Raw genomic sequence first — 22714 nt, forward strand, 5'->3', positions numbered from 1 at the left:
GGCCGGTCACACCCGACCCTGGAAACCGTGTTGTTGTGCCTCAGGACATCAGTTCGGCGGATTGCCTGCCAAGGCCCGTGCCGGCCTGAACGGTCCCGAAATTGAAAATGCCCTCGGCCGTGTTCTGTTGCAGGTCCTGGCGCGGAATAAGGATTTCGAGCCTGTGCAGTTCCCCCGCCTTGAGATCGGGCAAGGACTGCACGACCTGCAGGAAACGCTCGACCTCCGCGGCGGGAACCACGCCTTCGGCCAGCATGCGGAACTTGCCGATATAATCGGCACGTTTCCACGGCGTTGCACCCAGCGTATGGGCGTTGGCCACGGCCAGTTCATCCTCGATCACCGAACCGTCCTTCATGCGGATGATGATCCGCCCGCCAAAGGCTTTCCTGTTCGGATCGGTTTCGTGGTAACGCGCGGTCCATTCCGGGGTTTCGATCGTGTGGATCTTGCGCCACAACCGCACCGTATCGGGCCTGCGCGCCCGTTCGGGGGCGTAGGACTTCACCTGGTGCCACGCCCCGTCCTGCAGCGCCACGGCCACGATATACATGATGGAATGATCCAGCGTCTCGCGGGAGGCATTGGGGTCGAACTTCTGCGGGTCGTTGGAGCCGGTGCCGATCACGTAATGGGTGTGGTGGCTGGTTTCGATCAGCACGTCCTCCACATCGTCCCAGTTGCTGACCCGCTTGCCCATGCGGAAGGCAAGGTCGATCAGCGCCTGGCTCTGGTATTCGGCCGAATGCTCCTTAGTGAAGGACGACAGGATGGCGCGCTTGGGCTCGCCCGCCTCGGGCAGGGGCACATGGTAGAGTGCGGCCTTGCCGTCCAGCATCCAGGCGATGACACCGTCTTCCCCTTCATATATCGGGGTGGGCGAGGTCTCGCCCATCATGGCGCGGTCCACCGCTTCCACCGCCATCTTGCCCGCATGGGCCGGGGCATAGGCCTTCCAGGACGAAATTTCGCCCTTGCGGCTCTGGCGCGTGGCTGTTGTCACATGCAGGGCCTGGCCGATCGCCTGGTAGACAATGGTGGGCGGCAGGCGCAGCAACGTGCCGATCCCCGCCGCCACCGACGGGCCGAGATGGGCGACATGGTCGATCTTGTGCTGGTGCAGGCAGATCGCGCGCGCAAGATCGATCTGGATTTCGTACCCCGTGGCAATGCCGCGGATCAGGTCCGCCCCGCTGCGCTGGCACTGCTGCGCCACCGCCAGGATACCGGGAATATTATCGCCCGGATGCGAATATTCCGCCGCCAGGAAGGTGTCGTGGTAATCCAGTTCACGCACGCAGGTGCCGTTTGCCCAGGCCGCCCATTCCGCATGCACGCGCACGTCCGGCCCCATGCCGAACAGCGTGGCCCCACCGGGGCGGACATGGGCCAGGGCTTCGGCCCGCGCACTCATGACCGGGTGGCGGTTCACCGACGCCACGGCAACAGCGGCATTGTCGATCATGCGGTTGACGATCATGTCCGCAACACTGTCTTCCACCCCGACGGGGTCGGTCGCGACCTGCGCGATCTTCCATGCCAGTTGTTCGGCCCGCGGCAGGCGATCGCTTTCGGGATGTACGCGCACGTCATGATACTGCATTGAACCAACCCTTGTTCCGTTTGGTGTATGGGCTGACTGTCGCAGAGTATTGTGTGGAACAGCAGACGGATAAGAGTAGAAAGAAGCGAAGGGAATTATCCCGTTTGCAAAGTTTGCGAAGTCCGCCTGCATGCCAAAATCAAAAACAAAGCTTTTTGCCGGACCCAGATTACGCCAGCTCAGGCAGCGCGAAGGGCTGACCCAGGCAGCCCTTGCGGGTCTGCTGGATATTTCGCTCAGCTATCTCAACCAGATGGAGCGCGACCACCGCCCCCTGCCCGAGCGCCAGCTTATCGCCCTGTGCGAACGCTTCGATCTTGGCCCCGCCTGGTTCACCGACACGCGCGAGGCGCACAGGGTGCAGGCCCTGCGCGAGGTCCTGGCCGACCCGATCTTCAAGGACGCACCTTTATCCCTTGCAAAAATGTCCGACGCGGCAAGGAATAATCCTGACCTGTGCGAAGCGTTCCTGACGCTGTACCGTGCCTATGCCTTCGACCTGGAACGCAGGGACCAGGAAAAGGAAAGCAGCCCGCCGCTGGAACCGTACGAGACGGTCGGCAACTGGGTGCAGGAGCACAAAAACTATTTCCACGAACTGGACCGCGCGGCCGAAGATTTCTACGAAAAGCTGCATGTCGAGGACGGAGAACTGGCCCCCGCCCTGGCCGCGCATTTGCTGGCCCGGCACGGGCTGGAGATCGACCGCGACACCACGATGGAGGCACGCGGCCTGGTCTGGCGCATAGACCGGCAGAAGCGCCGCATTTTACTGCCCCACAACCAGCCGCCCGAAAGCACCCTGTTCTGCCTGGCCCAGATTATCGGCCAGCTTGAATACAGCCCGCTTATGTCGCGTATCATCCGCCGCGAAGGACCGCGCGACAGCAACGCGCAGGCGCTGGCCCGGGTGTATCTGGGCAATTCCTTCGCAGGCGCGCTGCTGCTGCCCTATGGCCGCTTTTTGCAGACGGCCGAACAGACACGCTACGACATCGACCGGATGCGCCGGCATTTTGGTGTCAGCTTCGAGCAGGTCAGCCACAGGCTCAGCACCATGCAGCGGCCCGGGCAGGAAGGCATTGCCTTTTATTTTCTCAAGCTCGATATCGCGGGGAATATCCTCAAGAGCTTTTCCGCCAACCGGTTCTCGCAAGCCCGGTTCGGCGGGCCCTGCCCGCTCTGGAACGTGTTTCGCGCCTTCGCAACACCGGGGCAGGTTCAGGTGCAGTTGTCGCAGACCACGGACGACTCGGTCTATCTGAACGTGGCCCGCACCGTCAGCCGCGAAGGGCTGACCTATGGCGACAGACCCCGCCAGATCGCGATTGTGCTGGGGTGCAAGCTGTCGGACGCGCCCAAGACGGTTTACGCCAGCGGCCTGAACCTGGAAGACAGCAGCCTTGTCGTGCCCATCGGCCCGGGGTGCCGGGCCTGCGTGCGCGATAATTGCAGCCACCGCTCCCTGCCCGTATCGGGCCGCACGCTGGATACCGGTAATGATGCAAGAGGGGTGGTGCCCTACCGGGCCTTGCCCGAAAAAAGATAGGCGGCCACTCCAGACAACAAATCGATCAACAGGAATAAGAGTTTTTGGGTGTCGCCTTTTTTTTTCAAAAAGATGTCGTTCTCTGAAGCTTTTTGCAAAAAGCTTCCCCAGAAACTTTTCTCTATTGATCGGATATTTCACAGGCAGGCTTTTGAAACAAGTCTGCGGGGCCTGACTGGATCAGCAAACCGAAGCCCGCGCAGCAAGGCCGGAAAAGCTTCCTGTGGCCGGGCCCGGATTAGGAACGAGCCAGACGCTTTCCGGCAGGCTGGGTGCTGCCGGAAAGCTGGTAGTCGTTACTGCACGATTACTGGCTTTTCTTGGCCGCGGCCTGACCCTTGTCGGGCACGGCCTGGGCGAAAAAATCGTCCGAGACGAAGACGATGCCGCTCAGCAGGTCATCGAGCGCTTCCACCGCCGGGGCCGCCTGACGACCTTCCGTAAATACCGTGGCACGGTTCAGGGCACCCTGGGCGGGTTCCAGCGGCGCGAGGGCCACGATAAAGTCCGCATCCTCACCCACAACCTGCACATTCTGCTGGGCCTGCTGGGTCTGGCCTGCCTTCAACTGCTGGTTGGCTGCCTGGGCCGCCGTCTTCTTTTCGGGCGCCAGGGTATCGGTCACGATAAATTCGCCGCCCACCGGGATCCATGTCACGGTACCGGCGCTGGGCTTGTGGGTTGTCGGGGCCGGGTGCTGGGGCGTGGGCTGCAACTGGCTTTCAGCCGCCATGAAATTGCGGTTGTCCTTGGCGGCGGCGGCCAGGCGCTTTTGCGCGTCATACAGGGGCGGGATAGCGGCATCGACCTTGCCCTGGCTCAGCAGGTCGCGTGCCTGCAGCACATCGACCATGGCTTTCTGGCCATCGGCGGATAAATGGTGCATGGCGCGCCCGGCCTGGAATTTTTCCCATTGCGTATGCAGGCTGGCCGCCTGGGCCGTGGAAATGCCAACCATGAAAGCCGCCGCGAGCATTAAAGATTTTTTTAAACGCATTGTCATTTTTCCATAAAATCACTTTGATAAATCAGATTAAATTTTTTTGCCGTGGCTGAGTAGGCGCACGGACGGCCATCTGCTGCGTGTAAAAATCAAGGCCATGACAGCGGTCGTATTGGCCGCCGTGCTGCGCCCAGGCCGCTGGGGGCTGTTTCGAAAAGGCGGCCGCGCAGGGCTGACGAGGGGTTTTCTGGCCGGAAAAGACCCGCTCAGCCCCACCCGACTGACTTTTGAAACACTCTTTTAGTCCATAGCCGGGGCCGTGGGCCGGGTGGTGGCCACGGCCCTGTTCTTGTGCGGCGATGGCAGACGCCAGAAACGCGCCTTGACCTGGGCCGGCAGGGCCGGAAAAGGGTCGATACCGGTATTGCGCGTCAGGGTCGCCACGGTCACGACATCGCACTGCACATGCGCGCGGCGGTTCTTGCAGACATACACACCCGCGCGTTGGCGGCGCGGTTCATACAGCGCCTTCCAGGTGGAACTGGGCACAAAAACATGGCTTTCGCCAATGGTGGGGATCGGATGGCCATGAAAAGCCGGGCCGGTCACGACATAAATCTCCCCGTCCTGATACGTCATGTCGCGCACCGTCCGTTCGATCCGCGCCCAGATTCCTTCGTTCAGCACCGCGGTTTGCGGCACGATATTGGACAGGGCGAAGGTTTCCATTTGCGCGGCATTATCGGCCTGGTCCGCACTGGGCGCCATATGGCCCCGGCTGTAGCCCGAATGGGCGTAATCCCCCAATGTGCTGCCCCCCGCCCAGCGCGGGTCCGTATGGAAGGTGCCGGCCCGTTCAAGCCCCGCCGCACGGTCTAATGTGGCAGGCACAAGATGTTCCGCCGCCCAGAGCGGGGTATGGGTCACACCCGACACCATGACCGCATAGCCCTGGTTGCATAGAAGCTGGGTCTGCTTGAGCATGAAAGCCCGCGTGATACTGGGCATGACCTGACCTGGGCTGAACGCCAGGCATTGCGGGTCTGCACTGGCACTGGCACTGGCACTGGCACTGGCACTGGCACTGGCACTGGCACTGGCACTGGCACTGGCACTGGCACTGGCACTGGCACTGGCACTGGCAAGCATGCCCCCCATCGCCACAAATGCCAGCATAAAATGCGCCATCGCCCTGCCCGGCAGGCGGAAGCCACGGCGTGACGGCATTTTCCTCACGCACGTTCCCCGTTCAGCATCGACAGGGCACGCCACCGTGTTTTTACGCCCCGTGTTCAGAGTTCGGCCCATTGCCGCAGCAGGTTATGGTACGCCGCTGTCAGGCCCAGCACGGCCGGGTGGTTGTCCGGCAGTTCCTTGCGCGTTTCAATAATGGACAGGTCGAACTGGTGCAGGAGCGCGCGTTGCCCGTCATCCTTGACCATGGACTGGGTCCAGAAGAACGATGCCCACCGGCTGCCACGCGTGATCGGGCTGACGGCATGCAGGCTGGTTGACGGATAAACGACCATATCCCCCGCCGCCAGTTTGACGCGCTGGGTGCCGAACGTATCCTGGATCACCAGTTCGCCGCCATCGTAATCATCGGGTTCGCTAAGAAACAGCGTGGATGACACATCGGTGCGAAGCCGGAAGCCCGTGCCCGGCAGGGGCCTGATCGCGTTGTCGACATGCATGTCGAAATGCATGCCCGTATCATACCGGTTGAACAGCGGCGGATACACCCGCAACGGCAGGGCGGCACTGTTGAACATGGGATTGCGGCCCAGCGCCCGCAGGATGAGATCGCCCAACTGCCGGCTGGTGTCGCTCTCCTGGGGGATCTGGAGGTTGAACTTGGCCTTGGCCGACTGTTCCCCCGCCGTCACCTTGCCATCGACCCATTCCTGCTGTTCGAGAACCCGGCGGCAAAATGCCACTTCTTCCGCTGTCAGCACCTTGGCGATAGACACCAGCATAATCCGCCTGTTCCTTCCCTGCCTTGACCCCGGCCCCCGGTCGTTCCGGTCGTTCCGCCGGCCTGCCCCATCGTGGCATTCCATCCTGGCGCCAGTGTGGCCGGGAAGCGGGTCGTTTGAAACACCCTTATAGTTGATATTAATTCGCATAATCAACATGGGCCATCAGGAAAGGCCCGCCCGTGCTAGGGCAGCCGGTCGGTGTCGAACAGGAAGGTGACATCCATCGGGGCGGCAAGTGCGGTGGAAAACGCCGCCTTCATGGCCAGAAAATGGGGCTTGAGTTCATGCTCGCGCTGGGTTTCAAGGCTTTGCCATTGTTCGATGAACACGAAATGCAGCGGGTCCTGGCTGTCCTGGCGGCAGGTATAGAACCGATTGGCACTTTCCTTGCGCGACTGGCGGATACATTCGGCCACTATGGGCAGGACGTGATCCACCGCCTCCGGCTTGAGACGAAAAGACGCGATAATCGTCACGGGTTTTGCAGATGTATGTGCAGATGTATCTGGCATGATCTTCCTCCATTCCTCATCACCGGGCAGAGCCTAGGGTCAGGGACAGCTCTAGTATATCGGCAAAGTGTCACGTGACACTTCCGGGCTGGGGGCGTGGCATGCGGCGCGCACGCGCATCAGGGCGTCGGGCAGGGCCGCGAAGCTGACCGAACCCAGGGCCAGCCGCAGGCCCGTCATGCCGGCCGCCTGTGTATCCGCCGGACCTTCGGCGTTCGCGCGCCCGCTTTCGAAAACATGGGGTTGGGGCAGGATCACGCCCAAGGCCCGCGCGCGTTCGACAACGGCCACGGCCTGGCCGGGGGGCATGGGCAGCCAGGCATGGAACGCCCGCCCCGGTGCGACTGCAAGGTCAGGCCCCAGGATGGATGCCGCCAGATCCATGCGCCGTGCCGATTCCGCCTGGAGCGAAACCCGCACGCTCTGGGCTGTGCCGTCCTGCATCCACTGCGCCATCATGGCGTAGGACAGGGGCGCTATCATCAGCGAAGATGCCAGCAGGGCGGGCAGGCAGGCCTCCGCCAGGGCGGGCGGGGGAATGAGCGCGCCAATGCGCAGCCCGGGGCTGAGGATCTTGGACAGGCTGCCGACATGAAATGTCCGCTCGGGGGCGAGGCTCCACAGCGTAGGCGGCTCCCCCTCCGCCCCGCAGACATATACGCCGTCCTCTATCACCAGCGCGTCGTACTGGCGGCACAGGGCGGCAATGTCCCGGCGGCGTGCTTCATCCATCGTGGCTGTCGTGGGGTTGTGGGCCGTGGGGGTCAGGTAGACCACGGCCCTCTGGCCCGGCCTGCCCGCCAGCGCTGCCTTCAGGCAGGCGGGAAGCATGCCGCCGCCATCCATGCGCACGCCGCCCAAAGGTAGCCCGCTCTGGCGCACGGTCCCCAGCATGCCGGGATAGGTCTGCTCCTCCGTCAGGGCGTAGTGCACATGCGGGCGGGCCACGGCCAGGGCGACGCTGAGCGCCTGCTGCGCGCCGCTGGTCAGCAAAAGCCGGTCGGGCTGCACGACAAGGCCCAGCGCTTCCAGCCAGCGGGTCATGACACGGCGATGTTCCAGGTGCCCCGCAACCGGCGGGTAGATATTGAACAAAGCCGGGTCGATTCGCCGCGCCAGCGCATGCAGGGTGCGGGCCAGGGCGCGGTCGCTGAACATGGGGGGCGGCATGTTGGTCGCCAGGTCCAGCACGGTGCTTGCAGCATCCGCCCGGACCGTGACAAAGGTGCCCCGCCCGCGCACGCTATGGGTCAGGCCGCGGCGTTCGAGCATGGCGTAGGCGCGCGTGACCGAGCCCACGCCAATGCCCAGCCGCCATGCCAGGTCCCGGTGGGCGGGCAGCCGATCGCCCGCATTCAGGCGACCGGCAAGAATATCCGCCCCCAGCGCTTCGGCCAGGCGGTGAGCGGGGGAGCCCGCACCGTCATGCAGGCGCGCGGGCCAGGGGGATTTGGGGCGCATGATCCGTCCATCGATAACGGGCGACAAGGGGCGACAAGGCGATCAGGCCGGGTGTTGCCGCCGGGGAACACTGCCGCACTCCAAAAGTGTCACGTGACACTATTTGAATACGCATAAAGTGTCACGCCCCCTAAGATACCCGGCAGGACAAGGCTCGCCCGGGCTATGCGCCGCAGCCCCGTCGTGCCCATACAGGGACCGGGCAATACCGGTGTGGCGGGCCCAAGCGGCACAGTCCGGCCTGCCTGGGCCGGAAGCGGGTCGCGCGCAAGCCGGACACGGCATCAATTGGAACGCCACCAACAGGACAGGGCAGGTCGCCGCATGAAGTTGAATTTTCCTCTCCTCGCCCTGACAGTCGGGGCGTTCGGCATTGGCACGACGGAATTCGCCCCCATGGGGCTGCTGCCCGTGGTGGCGGAGCATTTCAGTGTCTCCATTCCCACGGCCGGGCTGCTGATCAGTTCCTATGCCTTCGGGGTCATGGCGGGGGCCCCGATCATGACAATCGGGGTGCGCCACCTGCCACGGCACATGGTGCTGGTCGGGCTGATGGCCATTTTCACGCTGGGCAACCTGCTGTCGTTCTGCGCGCCCGATTTCACGGTGCTGCTCATCTCCCGCGTGGTGACATCATTCTCCCACGGGGCGTTTTTCGGCGTGGGCTCGGTCGTGGCCGCGGCCCTTGTGCCGCCTGAACGGCGGGCCAGTGCGGTGGCCACCATGTTCATGGGGCTGACCCTGGCCGCCATTGTCGGCTCGCCACTCTGTACCTGGATCGGGGATAGCTGGGGCTGGCGGCTGGCCTTTGCCGTCATTACCCTGTGGGGGCTTGTGGCCATGCTGGCCCTGTGGCTGGCCCTGCCGAAGCTGCCCGCTGAAACCCCGGCCGAAATCCGGAGCGAGTTCAGCGTGCTGGTGCGCCCGACGGTGCTGCGCGCCCTGCTGACCACGGTGCTGGGGGCCGGGGCCATGTTCACGCTGCTGACCTATATCGCCCCCGTTCTACAGGCCGGGATTGCGGCCACCCCCGGCATGGTTACGGCGGTGCTGGTGGTGATCGGCGTTGGCTTTACCGTTGGCAACATGCTGGGCGGGCGCTTTGCCGACCGGTCCTTGAAGAAAACCCTGCTTGTCGCCCTGAGCGCCCTGGTCGGCCTGCTGCTGGTGCTCCCGCTGGTCATGGGCAGTACGGTCGCCACAATCGGGGTGATTTTCCTGTGGGGGATGGCGGCCTTCGCCATTGTCTCGCCCGTGCAGATGCAGGTCATGACCGCAGCGGCCGAAGCCCCCAACCTTGCGGCCTCCATCAATATCGGGGCGTTCAATCTGGGCAATGCGCTGGGGGCTGTGGTGGGGGGCACCGTCATCAGCGCCGGGCTGGGCTATAACTGGGTCAGCGTGGCCGGCGCCCTGCTGGCCGCAGGCGCCTTCGCCCTGACCCTGGCAGCCCCCGCGAACGAAGGGGCCACCGATACCCGGACAATGACCGCATAAGGAAAAACTGAAACAAGAAACGTTTTTGGTGAAGCTTGTTCCAAAAAGCTTCAGAGACGTCGCCCTTTTAAAAAAGGCGACGTCTCAAAAACCATCGGGAAATTTGCAAGGTATTTCCCAAGCTGACTTTCGCAGCGTCAGTCAGAAACGCCGTGGCGAAAAGGATGCGATATCCATAGGCAGGGGCCGATCCGTCAGCAGGTCGGCCACCAGCCGCGCGGTCCCCGCCGACTGCGTAAGCCCCAGATGCCCATGGCCGAACGCATAGACGACATTGGGGGTGCTGCCTGCGCGACCGATCACGGGCAGGCTGTCGGGCAGGGAAGGGCGAAAGCCCATCCACTGCACCCCACCCTGCGTTTTCAGCCCCGGCAGGAACATCTGCGCTTTTTTCAGCATCGCATCCGAACGGCGGAAATTGGGCGGCAGGTCCAGCCCGCCCAGTTCCACGGCACCACCCACGCGCACGCCGCTCGTCAGTTTCGTAATGACAAACCCATGCCCACCGAAGGTGATCTGTGTGCGCAGGTCGAACGCATCGCCCGGCAGGGTGGTGTTGTAGCCGCGCTCGGTCTCCAGCGGAATGACATCGCCCAAAGTGCGGCTCAGCCGGTGCGAAAACGCGCCGGCGGCCACCACCACCTTGCCCGCATTGCGTATGGTGCCGTCGCCCATGGTGCACTGCACGCCTTGCGCGTCGGGGCGCAGGGCGGTGACATCGGCAATCTCGATCACCCCGCCCATGGCGCGGAAATGTTCGGCCAAAGCCAGCGTATACAGCTTGGGGTCGGTAATGGAGTACCAGCCGGGGGTGAACGTCCCGCGGATGAAACGGGGGGAAAGGCCGGGCTGCAACTGCGCCATTTCCTGCGCATCCATGTGGTGGAACGCGATACCGTGGCGCGTGCGTGCCTCCCACCCCGGGAGTGAGGCTTGGAATTCGGCCTCGCTTTCATAAACCTGCAAATTGCCCCCCTTGCGCAGCATGGGCAGCGTGCCGGTCGCGGTCAGGAAAGGTTCAAGCTCCGCCTTGGACAGGTCCATCAGCGCGGTCTGGGCGGTGGTGGAGCGCGCCACGCGCGCAGGCGAACAGGCCCGCCAGAAACGCAGCATCCACGGCAGGATGCGCAGGGCATAACGGGGTGGCACGGCCAGCGGGCCCAGCGGGTCCAGCAGCCATTTCGGGGCCTTTTTCAAGATCCCGGGGGAGGCCAGCGGCAGGATATCGGTAAACGCGAACGCCCCGGCATTCCCGGCCGATGCACCGGCGGCCGGGCCTTCGCGGTCGATCACGACAACGCCCAGGCCACGCGCCTGTGCGGCTATCGCCGCGGAAAGGCCGACAACCCCGGCCCCAATGACAAGAACATCCGACTTGGCCATGGCCTTACACTTTCAAGAACGCGCCGCATGCGGGCATGGTGGGGAAGCTGGCTATCTGCCCGGGCAGGCCACGCCGCCCCTTCCTGCGCTTGCCATGCCCCGATGGGACAGGACAAGCCATGAAGGAACAGGGGCCGTGCCGATGCCGGGGGTGTTCAGCCCAGGCAGTCGGAGGGCAGCAGGTCGGCGGGCATGTTCTGGTAGGAAACAGGGCGCAGGAACCGGCGGATGGCCATGGAGCCCACGCTGGTCGCCCCGAAATTGGTCGATGCCGGGTAAGGACCGCCATGCACCATGGAGTCCACGACTTCCACCCCGGTGGGAAAACCGTTGACCAGCACACGCCCGGCCTTGCGTTCCAGAATGGGGAGCAACTGCCGCGCCGTTGCCGTATCCGCCTGATCCATATGGATGGTGGCGGTCAACTGGCCTTCGAACCCGCGGGCAAGGGACAGCATGTCCTCTACCGATGTCACGCGCACCACAAGGCCGAGCGGGCCGAACACTTCCTCGCCCAGCACCGGGTCGGCCTGGAATTCCTTGCCCGTGGTCTCGAACAGGTTGGGCAAGGCCATGCGGCCCGAGGACTCGGTCACCAGCAGGGAACGCACCGTGTTGCGGCTGGCCAGGCGGGCCTGCCCATCGCGGTAGGCCTTGGCGATGCCATCGGTCAGCATGGTCTGTGCCGGAACCTTGCCCAGGGCTTCGACAGCGGCCTTCACGAAGTGGTCGGTATCCGCATTGTCCAGCACGACGGCAATGCCGGGATTGGTGCAGAACTGCCCCGCCCCCATGACGAGGGAGGCCGCCCATTCACGCCCCAGCGCATCTGCCCGGGCGCTGAGCGTTTCTGGCAGCATGAACATGGGGTTGACCGAACCGAGTTCGCCAAAGAACGGAATAGGCTCGGCCCGGGCGGCGCACAGGTCGAACAGGGCGCGTCCGCCGCGCAACGAACCGGTAAAGCCCACGGCCTTGATCAGCGGATGCTGGACCAGGGTGGCACCGATCTCGTTCCCGCCACCCTGAATGAGCGAGAACACGCCCGGATGCGTGCCGGTCCTGCGAATGGCGGCCTCGATCGCCTGGGCGATGATTTCCCCCGTGCCGGGATGGGCCGGGTGGCCACGCACCACCACGGGGCAGCCTGCCGCAAGTGCCGCCGCCGTGTCGCCCCCGGCGGTGGAGAACGCCAGCGGGAAGTTGGAGGCGCCAAAAACCGCGACCGGGCCCACCGGGCGTTCGATCAGGCGCAGTTCGGGGCGGGGGGCGGGCTTGCGGTCCGGCAGGGCGGGGTCGCACCGGCGGTCCAGATAGGCCCCTTCCTCGATATGGTCGGCGAACATGCGCAACTGGCCCGTGGTGCGGCCGCGCTCTCCCTGCAGACGGCCTTCGGGCAGGCCCGTTTCCTGGCTGCCGATTTCGGTTATGGCATCGGCCCGGGCCTCGATCTCATCGGCGATGGCGCGCAGGAAGGCGGCGCGTTGCGCGCGGGTGGAATAACCATATTGCCAGAACGCCTCTTCCGCCGCTTCGCACGCGCGCGCCACCAGGGCGGGGGTGCCAACGGCGAAAACATGGGCCGGGCCGTGTGCGGGGGTGGAGGTAAACGTGCCCTCCCCGTCCAGCCAGTTGCCTGCGACAAGATGCTTGCCCGTGGGAATGAAAGTCATGAACCGTTCCTTTCTGCGAACACATCTCTGGACACACTGGCCCCAATGCGCAACGCTGTGATCGTCGCCAGAATTTTTGTCGATTATATGTATACGTTGTGTATTTTAAGTTCAACTCCCCGGCAGCAAGGACAAAGGGTTCGACATGAGCGCAAGCACTGTGATGAGCATTTCCGCACTTTATGACCGTGTGGAGGCCATTCTGCTCAAGGCCGGGGCCAGCCCCGTGCAGGCGGGCGCTCTGGCTCGGGTCATTACGGCAGGCGAGCGCGATGCCTGCAAGTCGCACGGTATCTACCGGATCGAGGGCATTCTGCGCACCATCAAGGCGGGCAAGGTCAAGGCGGATGCGGTGCCCGAACTGGTGCCCAACCCCGGCAAGGCCGTCGTGCGGGTGAACGCGGGCGGCGGCTTTGCGAATCCGGCCTTCGAACTGGGCCTGCCCACCCTGGTCGAACGCACGCGCAGCCTGGGGCTGGCGGCCCTTGCCATTAACGATTGCGGGCATTTTTCCGCCCTCTGGCCCGAGGCCGAAGCCCTGGCGGAACAAGGGCTTGCCTCCATGGTCATGTGCCCCAGCTATGCGACGGTCGCCCCCAGCGGTGGCAAGAAGCCGCTTCTGGGCACCAACCCCTTCGCGTTCGGCTGGCCGCGCGCGGGCAAGCCGCCTTATGTGTTCGACTTCGCCACCTCCGTTGCCGCGCGGGGCGAGATCGAACTGCACCGCCGTGCGGGCAAGCCCCTGCCCGAAGGCTGGGCGCTCGATGCCGAAGGCAACCCCACGACCGACCCGCAGACCGCCCTTGGCGGGGCCATGCTGCCTTTTGGCGGACACAAGGGCTCTGCCATCAGCACCATGATCGAACTGCTGGCCGGTAGCCTGATCGGCGACCTGAACAGCGAGGAAGCGCTTGCCAAGCTCGGCACCACAACCCTGCTGCCCTCGCACGGTGAACTGGTCATCGCCTTCTCGCCAGAGGTTTTCGCCGCCGGGCGGCCGGGCAACCCCATCGCCCATGCCGAACTCCTGTTCGACGCCATTGCGGGCCAAGGTGCGCGCCTGCCTTCGCAGCGCCGTTTTGCCGCCCGTGCGAAATCCGAAGCCGAAGGCATTGTGCTGACCCAGGCCGAGATCGCCCAGCTCGACCGCCTGCTGGCCCTGGGGCTGGACGCGGTGGCGTAAGACAGGAAAGCTTCGAAAGGGGAAGAGCGGCAAAAGAGGTGTGGACGAACCACCCCTGATCCGATGATATTTGCCTTATGATTCCCTTTTCGATCCTGGACCTGTCCCTCATTACCGATGATGGCGACGCGGCGAGCGCGTTCCGTCATTCGGGCGACCTTGTACGGCACGCGGAAGAGCTTGGTTTTGCCCGCTACTGGGTGGCCGAACACCATGCCATGCCCGGCATTGCCTCGGCCGCGACAAGTGTGCTGATCGGCTATCTCGCGGGTTTGACACAGCGTATCCGGGTAGGTGCCGGCGGGGTTATGCTGCCCAACCACGCCCCGCTGGTCATTGCCGAACAGTTCGGCACGCTGGCTACACTCTATCCCGGGCGCATTGACCTGGGCCTTGGCCGCGCCCCGGGCAGTGACCAGACCGTCGCCCGGGCCCTGCGCCGCCGCCCCGACAATGCGGACACCTTTCCCGAAGACGTTTTGGAACTGCTGCATTATTTCGAACCCGCCCAGCCCGGCCAGCTTGTCGTGGCCACACCGGGTGCGGGGTGCGACATTCCCGTCTGGCTGCTTGGTTCATCGCTGTATTCGGCGCAGTTGGCCGCTGTTTTGGGGCTGCCTTTCGCCTTTGCATCCCATTTCGCGCCCCGGATGATGGAAGAGGCCGTGGCCCTGTACCGGCACCAGTTCAAGCCTTCGCGCTATTTGTCCGCCCCGCATGTCATGCTGGCCATGAACGTGATCGCGGCCGATACGTGCGAGGAGGCCGAACGCCTGTTTACGTCACACCAGATGTATTTCGTGGCGCTGCGCAGCGGCCGTCCCCGCGCCTATCCCGCGCCGGTGGACCCCGCCACCCTGCCATGGTCCCCCGTCGAACGCGCACAGATCGAAGCCGCACTTGCCTGCCGCGCCGTAGGCGATCTCGGCACCGTGACGCAAACCATCCGCGCGTTTGTGGAGCGCCACAAGCCCGATGAGCTTATCATGACAGCCCCGATCCACGACCATCAGGCCCGCCGCCGCAGCATCGAGATCGTGATGGAGGCCCACAGGCTGCTTGCGGCTCAACCGGGAGGCTGAGCAGGCGTTCCTTCGCGGCTGCGGCCATTTTCGGTTGCAAAAAACGCCAGGTCGGCCAGGCACAGCAGCGTTGCCGCAAGGGCGAACCCCCACCATCCGCCAAGACTGTACAATGCCGCACCGGCAGAAGACCCGGCCGCACCGCACAGGAAGATCGCGGTCATATAAGCGGCATTCAAACGCCCGCGCGCCGCGTCGTTCAGGCTGTAGACCACCCGCTGGCTGACGATATGGTTGGTCTGCACACCGGCATCAAGAAAAACCGCCGTGAAGGCAAGCAGGACAAGCCAGCCCGCACCGACCGCCCAGCCTGACACGAGCGCGCCCAGCCCGACAGCGCCGATCGCCCCCCAAGTGGCGGATCTGGTATAGCCCGCATCCGCCAGCCGCCCGGCCAATGGCGCGGCAAGAGCTCCCCCGGCCCCGGCCAGCGCGAACAGGGCGATCCCGCCCTGCCCCAGCCCGAACCGGGCATGCAGCATCAGCGGTACGGCGGTCCAGAACATGTTGAACACCGCAAAGAGAATACCGTGATAGGCAATGCGCCGCCGCAACGGCGCGTAATCGAGCAGCAGACGCCCGATGGAGGCCAGCAGCGCGCTGTAACGCAGCCGCTGTTCGGGCGCGTAAGTGGGCAGCACGCGCCACAGCACAGCCCCTACCAGCGCCATGGCAAGGGCCGAAATCCAGAACACGGCGCGCCACCCCAAACCTGCAGCAATGGCATTGGCCAGGGGCCGAGACAGCATGATGCCCGTAATCAGCCCACCCATGATATTGCCGATCACCCGCCCGCGCATGGCGGGGGGGACGAAATGTGTCGCCAGCGGCAGCAGGATCTGGGAGGTCACGGAACACAGCCCGACCGAGACCGAACACAGCATGAAGGCCGTGGCGGACGGGCTGGATGCCGCACCCGCAAGGCTGAGCACCAGCCCGGTCATGGTCAGCAGGATCAGCCGGCGGTTCTCCGCCCTGTCGGAAAGTGGAACGATCAGGAACAGCCCCGCGCCATATCCAAGCTGGGTCAGTGTTACGATGATCCCGGCCCAGCGCGGCGCAATCGCCAGGTCATGGGTAATGGGGCCGACCAGGGCCTGGGCGTAGTAGATATTGGCAACCGTCAGGCCGCAGACGGCGGAAAAAATGCCCGTCAGCGTTGGAGACAACCGGAACGTGTCTTGTGTCACGGCCTTACCCTGCCTGTAAAAACCAATGCCCGAAAATCCATGTCCGAAAACCCCTGCCAGCGGGCGCGCCATGCTTTCATGCTTCGCGCCGTTGGGGAAGGATTACAGTTCCGAAACTAGCGCGGGGGAAGACTTTGCGTATATCGCTATAGTGTCGCGTGACACTTTCCCTTCTCCCGCCCGGCAATACCCCGGCAATGGCGCCGTATGTTCCGGGGCAGGAACAAAGGCCCGTCCCCTCATCTTTTGATGCAGCCTGTGCCGCGTCGGGCCACACAGGGACTTGATCGCGCTGCCAAGGCCATGCACTGTCCGGATAGCAGCCCACCAGAAAACGGGCATTCGGGTAAGAGGAAGGTCAAGACAAGGCATGGCGGGGATGAAGAATACGGTATGGATACTAGGCGGCCTGATACTGGCGGCCACCCCGGCCTTTGCACAGAACGCGGCGCAGTCCCCTTCCCCCGTGACATCGGGAGCCATCATGCCCACAACCGCGACGCGTGAGGCTGTCACCGCGGCAAACGCTTTTCTTGCGACCTTCGACCCCAAAACCCGCAAGGAGGTGCAGTTTTCCTTTGTCGTGCAAAAATCCGGCACGCTGGCCCGTTTCCGCAGGACTGCGCCGGACCAGCCCGCTTTGCCGGTAACGGATGCCCAGCCCGAAGCCCCGATGAAACGGGGACCGGGCATGGGGCCGCCGGGCGGCTTTGTCGGCGAGCGATACGGCATGGCGGTCTGGTCCAATTTCCCTGTCAGCGACGTGCCCCGTCCGGGCCTGCAAATGGGCCACCTGACCCCCGATCAGCGGGCGGCGGCGTTCCATTTGTTGCAAACGCTTCTGAGTGCCAGGGGTTACCAGAAGGTGCAGGACATCATGGGGTCCGATCAGGCGCTGGCCGATAGCGGTACGCCCTTCGCCTCGGGCAAGGCGGTTTATACCATTGCCGTCTTCGGCCAGCCTTCTCAGGCAACACCCTGGATGGTGCAGTTCGGCGGCCATCATCTGGGGCTGAATGTGGTCATCGACGGCACGCATGGCGTCATGACCCCCACGCTGACCGGCGCACAGCCCGCCATATACCAGCGCGACAACAGGACCGTGCGCGTGCTGGCGGGGGAAAACGACAAGGCTTTCGCCCTTCTGGCGGCCCTTGACCCTGCCCAGCGCCAGAAGGCCATCCTGCCCTACAAGGTCGAGGATCTGGTGCAGGGCCCCGGGCACGATGGAGAAACCCTGGTGCCCGAAGGCATCAAGGGCTCCGACCTGACCGCCGCCCAGAAGGATATGCTGATGGATGTCATCGGGGAATGGGCGGGCATTATCAACGACGCCTATGCCGCCCCCCGGCTGAAGGAAATCCGCGACACGCTGGATGACACCTGGTTCGCCTGGAGCGGGCCCACCACCCACGAACCCGACCGCAATGGCTCCGCCTATTACCGGATTCAGGGACCGCGCCTGCTGATCGAATTTTCACCCCAGGGTGTTGGCGGGGATCCCAGCCTGCATGTCCATACGGTCTATCGGGACCCGACCAACAGCTACGGCAGCCGGTTTACCCTGCCATGACCGGAACAGGAAAAGCGTTTTTCGCAGCCCTTGTCCTGCTGGGCCTGCCCGCATCGGCCCAGGCCCACCGGCTGGACGAATATCTGCAGGCAACCACCGTAACACTTGCGCGCGATCATATCCTGCTGCACCTGCGGCTTACACCGGGCGTGGACGTTGCCGAGAGCATTATCCGCCAGATCGACCGGAACGGCGATGGCAGGCTGTCTTTTGCCGAACGGCGCTCTTATGTGTGGCAGGTCACGCAGCGCCTTTCCTTTTCCCTGAACGGGCATTCGGACCGCCTGCTGACGGAGGTGGCCAAATTTCCCTCCCTTACGGCAATCAGGACGGGCACAGGCGTCATCGATCTGCAAATTCGTATAAAAACCAGTCTCCAGAAGGGGAATTACCATCTGGCCTATACCAACCGGGGGGCCGGGCCCGAGACGGTCTGGCTTGTGAACTGCCTGCAACCCCAGGACCCCGCGATCCATATCGTCCAGCAAAAACGCTCGGAAAACCAGTCATCCTACATGCTGGATTTTTCCATCAGCCCGTCCTGACGGTGGCGCGCCCTCACATTTCGCACACGCGCGCGCGGTAATGCGCCAGCACGGGTGCCGCACCCTGGGGTGAGAACGCCCCGTTCAGCCCCTGTGCCGCACCTGCTGCGGCAATGGCGGCCCGCGCTGACATTGCCGCCTCATAACGGGTGACGGCCGACCAGTCCCCCGTAGCGGTCAAGGCGCTGGCAAGGTCGAGTGCGTCGGCCAGGGCAAGATTGACCCCTTCGCCCGAAAAGGGCGACATCAGATGCGCTGCATCGCCCAGCAGCGTCAGCCCCGGCCGGCTTTGCCAGCAATGGCCCACCGGCAAGGCATAAAGCGGGCGCACCCCTATGAAATCCCCGCTCTGGATCACCGCCATCAGGCTGGGGGCCCAGCCCGCGAACGCCTCCTGCAAGGCCATGCGCACCTGCCGGGGGGACAGGCCCCGCCATTGCCGGGCCGTTTCCTCGGGCAGGCGCAGGCCCGCATAGCCACGAATATGCCCAAACCCGTTGCGCTGCGTGACCAGCACCCGGTTGTCGCCCACCGCAAACATCTTGCCCCGGCCCGTCAGCAGGTCGATGGCGGGATGGCGCGCAACATCAAAGCCCAGCTCGACCAGTGTCACACCTTCATAAACCGGCACGGCGTCACTCAGCAGCGGGCGCACGCATGACCATGCGCCATCGGCCCCCACCACCACATCGAATTCTTCCTGCCATCCCGCACCAATTACCGAAAAGCCTTTATCAGAAGGCATAATTTTCGCAATGCGACTACCCCAGCGGAGTGTGCCGGGCAGGAGCGAGTCCAGCAGAATCTGACGCAGCACGGTGCGGTCGATTTCGGGCCGGTCATCGCTGGGCGCATCGCGGTCGAACAGCAAGGTGCCAGCGCTATCGTAAAGCCGGTCGCCCTGGTCTTCAGGGCGGGAGGCAGCAGTGAACGCGGCTTCCAGCCCTGCCACACGCAGCGCATGCTGGCCGGTCTGGCCGTGCAGGTCGAGCGATCCGCCCTGTGGGCGCTGGGTGCCATGCGTGTCGCGCTCGAACACGACGGGGGCAAGCCCGCGCAGTTGCAGCAGCCGCGCCAGCATCAACCCGCCGGGGCCACCGCCGATAATCGCTATCCGGTTCCTTGCCATGCCATTGCCCTTCATTTACATAGGCGCCTATATATATGAACATAGGAGCCTATGCAATGCGCGATGACGAATGGGATCCCCTGCACCATCCCGGCCATTATTTCAGCCGGATCGCCCGGGGCCTGACCCGCGTGGGCGATGCGCGGCTGCGCGAACTGGGGTTTGCCACCGCACAGTTGCCAGTGCTGGCAGCGCTCAAGGACGGTGCGGCACTTTCGCAGACGGAACTGGCCCGCATGGCAAAGGTCGAGCAACCGACCATGGCGCAGATGCTCACCCGCATGGAGCGCGATGGCCTGATCGCGCGCGCGCCCGACCCGCGCGACCGGCGCGCGAGCCTGATCTCGCTCACCCCCGAAGCACTCGCGCGCCTGCCGGCTGGCCGGGCGGTACTGCGCCAGGGCAACGCCGACATGACACAGGGGCTGACCCCTGACGAGGTCGATACACTTGTGTCCCTGCTCAAGCGGGTGCTGGCCAATATCGAGACAATGGAGCACTGAACGCGCGCGTATTCGCCCGCGTGCCAGCCGCTATTATTTATACGGCTTTCAACCGATTGGGATTTATAAGCGACAGGACCAGACCGGTCTTTATCCGCTGCCCGAGGAGCCTGTATTGCGTAATCTCGATTTCAGTTCGTGGCACAATCTCCTGTTCACCATGGTCGGCCTGTCGCTGATCACGCTGATCGGTGTGGGCATCCGGCTTTTGATGATGGTTGTCATCCAGCAACGGCGCGAACGCATGAACCGCCAGATCAACGAACGCCTGCGCACCCTGATTGCCGCTTATCGCACGCTGGGCGGTTCCTTCACCGGCGACCTGGCCGTGGACCCCCGCCATCGCCGGGACCTGCGCACCGTGCCGAATGACGGGGGAGCCCCCACTGCCACCGCCACGCCGGGCGGCATGGAAAGCGATAGCACCATCGGGCCGGCTATCGGGTCAGACGCGGGATCGGACCGCGCACGCCGCATTCGTGACGCGGTGGAAGCAGCATTGTCGGATATCATTCTGCTGGGAACGGAGGAACATGTGCGCCTGGCCGAACAGGCCGCCCGGGAACTGGTGGGCGGGCAACGCGTGCATACGCACCGACTGGTTGTCTCGCTACGCGATTTTATCCGAAAGGCGCTCGATCTCGACCCCATTCCCTCCGACCTTGCCTTGCCGATGCAGGGGCCTGTCCGTACCCAGGGTTCGGGTGCGCGCGGGAAGGAAGACGGCAGGAAAGACGACGCGGGCGGGAAGGATGGGCAAGGTGGCATGCAGGGCGGCGATATCGGCTTCATGGGCGAAACCGGCGCAAACCACGACACTGCGGCCTCCCATTAAGGCCATCGGGCACGTCCGCTGGCCATGCTGGACAGCGCCGCATATCCGGTGAAAAAATATTGTGTAATGCGGCAATAATCAAAACCGCGCAAAGGTGTTCTCCATAAAAAAGACCCTTCCGGGTGGAAGGGCCTTTCGCTTTATGCAGGAAGAACGATCCCGCTTATGCCTTGTAGGTCTGCACTGCACCGGGCAGCTTGCTCCACTGGCCATACCATGTGTCGAACAGCTTGAGCTGGGCTTCGACATAGCCGCGCTGGCTTTCGTTCAGCTCGTCGGTCGGGTTGAAGTGCAGCGTGTATTCGCGATCGCCCTTGAGCACCATCATGTGCTTGAAGAACAGCACAAGGTCCGGCCCTTCATCGAAGGAGGACAGCACGGCCAGCGCCTGTTCCAGTTCAAGCGCGCGCTGGCGGGCTTCCACATCGCCTGCGGCGGCAGCGCGGGACAGCGCGCACAGGTGCAGCACTTCCTTGGGCAGCACGTTGCCGATGCCGGTAATGGCCCCGGTGGCCCCACAGTTGACGAAACCATGCACCACGGCGGTATCGACACCGATTGTCAGGGACACGCCATCACCACGGCTGGTGATGTTTTCGGCCGCGTAGCGCATGTCGTCCGGGCCGCCGAATTCCTTGAAGCCGACCAGGTTGGGGTGTTCGGCGCGCAGGGCGAAGAACAGGTCCGCACGGGTGGCGAAGCCGTAATAGGGGCTGTTGTAGATAATGGCGGGCAGTTCGGGGGCCGCAGACAGGATGGCCTTGAAATGCGCCTTCTGCGCTGCAATGACTGACCCGCGTGACAGCACGCGCGGGATCACCATCAGCCCCTTGGCGCCGACTTTCTGGGCCTGGGTTGCAAGGGCGACAGCGCTTGCGGTGTTGATGGCGCCGGTGCCGACAATAACAGGCACACCGGCCTTGGCCAGGCGTTCAACGCCTTCCATGCGCTGCGCATCGGTCAGGAGCGGCCAATCCCCCATGGAACCGCAATACACGACGGCGGACATGCCCTGGGCGATCAGGTCCTTGCCCTTGCGGACAAGGGCGTCGAAATCGGGGGTGCGATCGTCCTTGCAAGGGGTCATCAGGGCAGGAATGACGCCGTGGAAAATATTGGTGGCCATAACGCGCTCCATTTGAAAAATCACGATAAGGGCGGAGGTGGGCACGGCGCAAAACGGCCTGCCCCGCCTGTTCGAAGGGACATTAGCTCACTGTATTTTATTTGTCGACAAGATTTCGACAGAAAACGCGCAAGCCCTAAAGGGCGATATCCAGCCGTTCGTTCCGGGTCAGCAGCTTTTGCACCTGGCGCACGATCTGTTCGGCATGTTCGCGCCCCAACTGCTCGGACAGGACCAGGTCGCGCGCGACGATGGCGGCTATCATTTCATCGTGCTCCTCGACAAACCGGCGGGGCAGGCGGTCTTCGTAGGACTGGTAGTACAGCCGCAGAATCCGGCGGCCTTCATCGAGCAGGCGCTTGAACAGAGAGGTGAAATACGGGTTGCGCCCGGCTTCGGCGATGGCCAGGTGGAACGCCGCATTGGTTGCGATCATGGCCAGCGCGTCCTGGGCTTCGACCGCCGCGGCAAAGGCCGCCTGATGCGTGCGGATAACCTCCAGGTCGCTCTCGCGGTAGTAACGGGCGGCCAGTTGGGTGGTGACGCGGTACATCAGCACCAGCGCGTCGAAATAGGTGTGCATGTTCAAGAAATCGATATTGGACACCATGGTGGACCGATTCGGAAGCGTATCGACCAACCCTTCCCCCGCCAGCCGCACCAGCGCTTCACGGATGGGGGTGCGCGACATTTCGAAGCGTTCGGCCAGCAGGACCTCATCGATCGGGCTGCCCGGGGGCAGCACAAGATCCAGTATTTCGTCACGCAGCAGGTCATAGACCATTTTGGCGCCCGAGCCGCGCTTGCGTTCTGTTACGGAGGTCTTGGAAGTATTTGTCATTCAAAACAGTCCTGTTGGCGACACAAGACGTATAGCCGCAAGCACCGGCAGGGCAAGAGCGCGCGCAGCCCGGCTTGCCGCAGGCCCCTGAACCCCATTACCAGAAC

General features: G+C 63.9%; 20 protein-coding genes. 8 read left to right on the forward strand and 12 right to left on the reverse strand.

The window, feature by feature from the left end; all coding sequences use genetic code 11:
- Window positions 1–40: 40 nt before the first annotated feature.
- Window positions 41–1603: an MmgE/PrpD family protein gene (locus tag J2D77_RS15520; RefSeq protein ID WP_207847325.1), complete on the reverse strand. Its 1563-nt coding sequence runs from the start codon at window positions 1601–1603 to the stop codon at window positions 41–43.
- Window positions 1604–1733: 130 nt separating this feature from the next.
- Here J2D77_RS15520 and J2D77_RS15525 point away from each other — a divergent pair, with 130 nt between their 5' ends.
- On the forward strand, window positions 1734–3152 hold the full coding sequence (locus tag J2D77_RS15525) for a helix-turn-helix domain-containing protein (protein WP_207847326.1): 1419 nt from the start codon (window positions 1734–1736) through the stop codon (window positions 3150–3152).
- 307 nt (window positions 3153–3459) lie between these two features.
- Here J2D77_RS15525 and J2D77_RS15530 read toward each other — a convergent pair whose 3' ends face one another.
- The 5 genes from J2D77_RS15530 to J2D77_RS15550 all read right to left on the reverse strand — a co-directional run bounded on the left by J2D77_RS15530 (window position 3460) and on the right by J2D77_RS15550 (window position 8047).
- Window positions 3460–4149: a YfdX family protein gene (locus tag J2D77_RS15530; RefSeq protein WP_207847328.1), complete on the reverse strand. Its 690-nt coding sequence runs from the start codon at window positions 4147–4149 to the stop codon at window positions 3460–3462.
- Window positions 4150–4395: 246 nt separating this feature from the next.
- Window positions 4396–5271, reverse strand: coding sequence for a DNA/RNA non-specific endonuclease (locus tag J2D77_RS15535; RefSeq protein WP_230975872.1), 876 nt, complete (start codon window positions 5269–5271; stop codon window positions 4396–4398).
- 116 nt (window positions 5272–5387) lie between these two features.
- The gene (locus J2D77_RS15540; protein ID WP_207847330.1) at window positions 5388–6071 is read right to left on the reverse strand and encodes a Fe2+-dependent dioxygenase; all 684 of its coding nucleotides are present in this window, start codon (window positions 6069–6071) and stop codon (window positions 5388–5390) included.
- A gap of 185 nt (window positions 6072–6256) precedes the next feature.
- Window positions 6257–6586, reverse strand: coding sequence for a putative quinol monooxygenase (locus J2D77_RS15545; RefSeq protein WP_207847332.1), 330 nt, complete (start codon window positions 6584–6586; stop codon window positions 6257–6259).
- A 51-nt stretch (window positions 6587–6637) separates the two neighbouring features.
- Entirely contained in the window at window positions 6638–8047 is a 1410-nt protein-coding gene (locus J2D77_RS15550) for an aminotransferase-like domain-containing protein (RefSeq protein WP_207847334.1), read from the reverse strand.
- Window positions 8048–8371: 324 nt separating this feature from the next.
- On the opposite strand from J2D77_RS15550, the gene J2D77_RS15555 reads away from it, so the two are divergent.
- Window positions 8372–9544: an MFS transporter gene (locus J2D77_RS15555; RefSeq protein ID WP_331000128.1), complete on the forward strand. Its 1173-nt coding sequence runs from the start codon at window positions 8372–8374 to the stop codon at window positions 9542–9544.
- Between the two features lie 141 nt (window positions 9545–9685).
- On the opposite strand, the gene J2D77_RS15560 is transcribed toward J2D77_RS15555, so the two are convergent.
- A complete protein-coding gene (locus J2D77_RS15560; protein ID WP_207847335.1) occupies window positions 9686–10927 on the reverse strand; it encodes an NAD(P)/FAD-dependent oxidoreductase in 1242 nt (413 codons plus the stop codon).
- Between the two features lie 155 nt (window positions 10928–11082).
- The gene (locus J2D77_RS15565; RefSeq protein WP_207847336.1) at window positions 11083–12600 is read right to left on the reverse strand and encodes an aldehyde dehydrogenase (NADP(+)); all 1518 of its coding nucleotides are present in this window, start codon (window positions 12598–12600) and stop codon (window positions 11083–11085) included.
- Window positions 12601–12745: 145 nt separating this feature from the next.
- Between J2D77_RS15565 and J2D77_RS15570 the strand changes: the two genes are divergently transcribed.
- The gene (locus J2D77_RS15570) at window positions 12746–13783 is read left to right on the forward strand and encodes an Ldh family oxidoreductase (RefSeq protein WP_207847337.1); all 1038 of its coding nucleotides are present in this window, start codon (window positions 12746–12748) and stop codon (window positions 13781–13783) included.
- A 77-nt stretch (window positions 13784–13860) separates the two neighbouring features.
- Window positions 13861–14865, forward strand: a complete 1005-nt coding sequence (locus tag J2D77_RS15575) for an LLM class flavin-dependent oxidoreductase (RefSeq protein ID WP_207847338.1) — start codon at window positions 13861–13863, stop codon at window positions 14863–14865.
- Here J2D77_RS15575 and J2D77_RS15580 read toward each other — a convergent pair.
- On the reverse strand, window positions 14850–16055 hold the full coding sequence (locus J2D77_RS15580) for an MFS transporter (RefSeq protein ID WP_207847339.1): 1206 nt from the start codon (window positions 16053–16055) through the stop codon (window positions 14850–14852). The two genes, J2D77_RS15575 and J2D77_RS15580, sit on opposite strands and share 16 nt — an antisense overlap.
- Before the next feature lie 379 nt (window positions 16056–16434).
- Here J2D77_RS15580 and J2D77_RS15585 point away from each other — a divergent pair, with 379 nt between their 5' ends.
- On the forward strand, window positions 16435–17628 hold the full coding sequence (locus J2D77_RS15585; RefSeq protein ID WP_207847340.1) for a DUF3500 domain-containing protein: 1194 nt from the start codon (window positions 16435–16437) through the stop codon (window positions 17626–17628).
- Entirely contained in the window at window positions 17625–18173 is a 549-nt protein-coding gene (locus J2D77_RS15590; RefSeq protein ID WP_207847341.1) for a hypothetical protein, read from the forward strand. Before J2D77_RS15585 ends, J2D77_RS15590 begins: the two co-directional genes overlap by 4 nt.
- A 13-nt stretch (window positions 18174–18186) precedes the next feature.
- Here the strand turns inward: J2D77_RS15590 and J2D77_RS15595 are convergent, their stop codons facing one another.
- Window positions 18187–19302: an FAD-dependent oxidoreductase gene (locus J2D77_RS15595; RefSeq protein ID WP_207847343.1), complete on the reverse strand. Its 1116-nt coding sequence runs from the start codon at window positions 19300–19302 to the stop codon at window positions 18187–18189.
- Between the two features lie 56 nt (window positions 19303–19358).
- Here J2D77_RS15595 and J2D77_RS15600 point away from each other — a divergent pair, with 56 nt between their 5' ends.
- Complete coding sequence (locus J2D77_RS15600; RefSeq protein WP_207847345.1) at window positions 19359–19805, forward strand: MarR family winged helix-turn-helix transcriptional regulator; 447 nt, start codon at window positions 19359–19361, stop codon at window positions 19803–19805.
- A 115-nt stretch (window positions 19806–19920) separates the two neighbouring features.
- Window positions 19921–20640: a hypothetical protein gene (locus J2D77_RS15605; RefSeq protein ID WP_207847347.1), complete on the forward strand. Its 720-nt coding sequence runs from the start codon at window positions 19921–19923 to the stop codon at window positions 20638–20640.
- A gap of 163 nt (window positions 20641–20803) precedes the next feature.
- Here J2D77_RS15605 and J2D77_RS15610 read toward each other — a convergent pair whose 3' ends face one another.
- A complete protein-coding gene (locus tag J2D77_RS15610) occupies window positions 20804–21766 on the reverse strand; it encodes a dihydrodipicolinate synthase family protein (protein ID WP_207847348.1) in 963 nt (320 codons plus the stop codon).
- A gap of 136 nt (window positions 21767–21902) precedes the next feature.
- Window positions 21903–22607 carry a GntR family transcriptional regulator gene (locus tag J2D77_RS15615; RefSeq protein WP_207847349.1) on the reverse strand — a complete coding sequence of 235 codons (705 nt, stop codon included), beginning with the start codon at window positions 22605–22607 and terminating at the stop codon, window positions 21903–21905.
- Between the last annotated feature and the right edge of the window lie 107 nt (window positions 22608–22714).

The sequence above is a fragment of the Acetobacter garciniae genome, assembly GCF_017377735.1.
Taxonomy (GTDB): Bacteria; Pseudomonadota; Alphaproteobacteria; order Acetobacterales; family Acetobacteraceae; genus Acetobacter; species Acetobacter garciniae.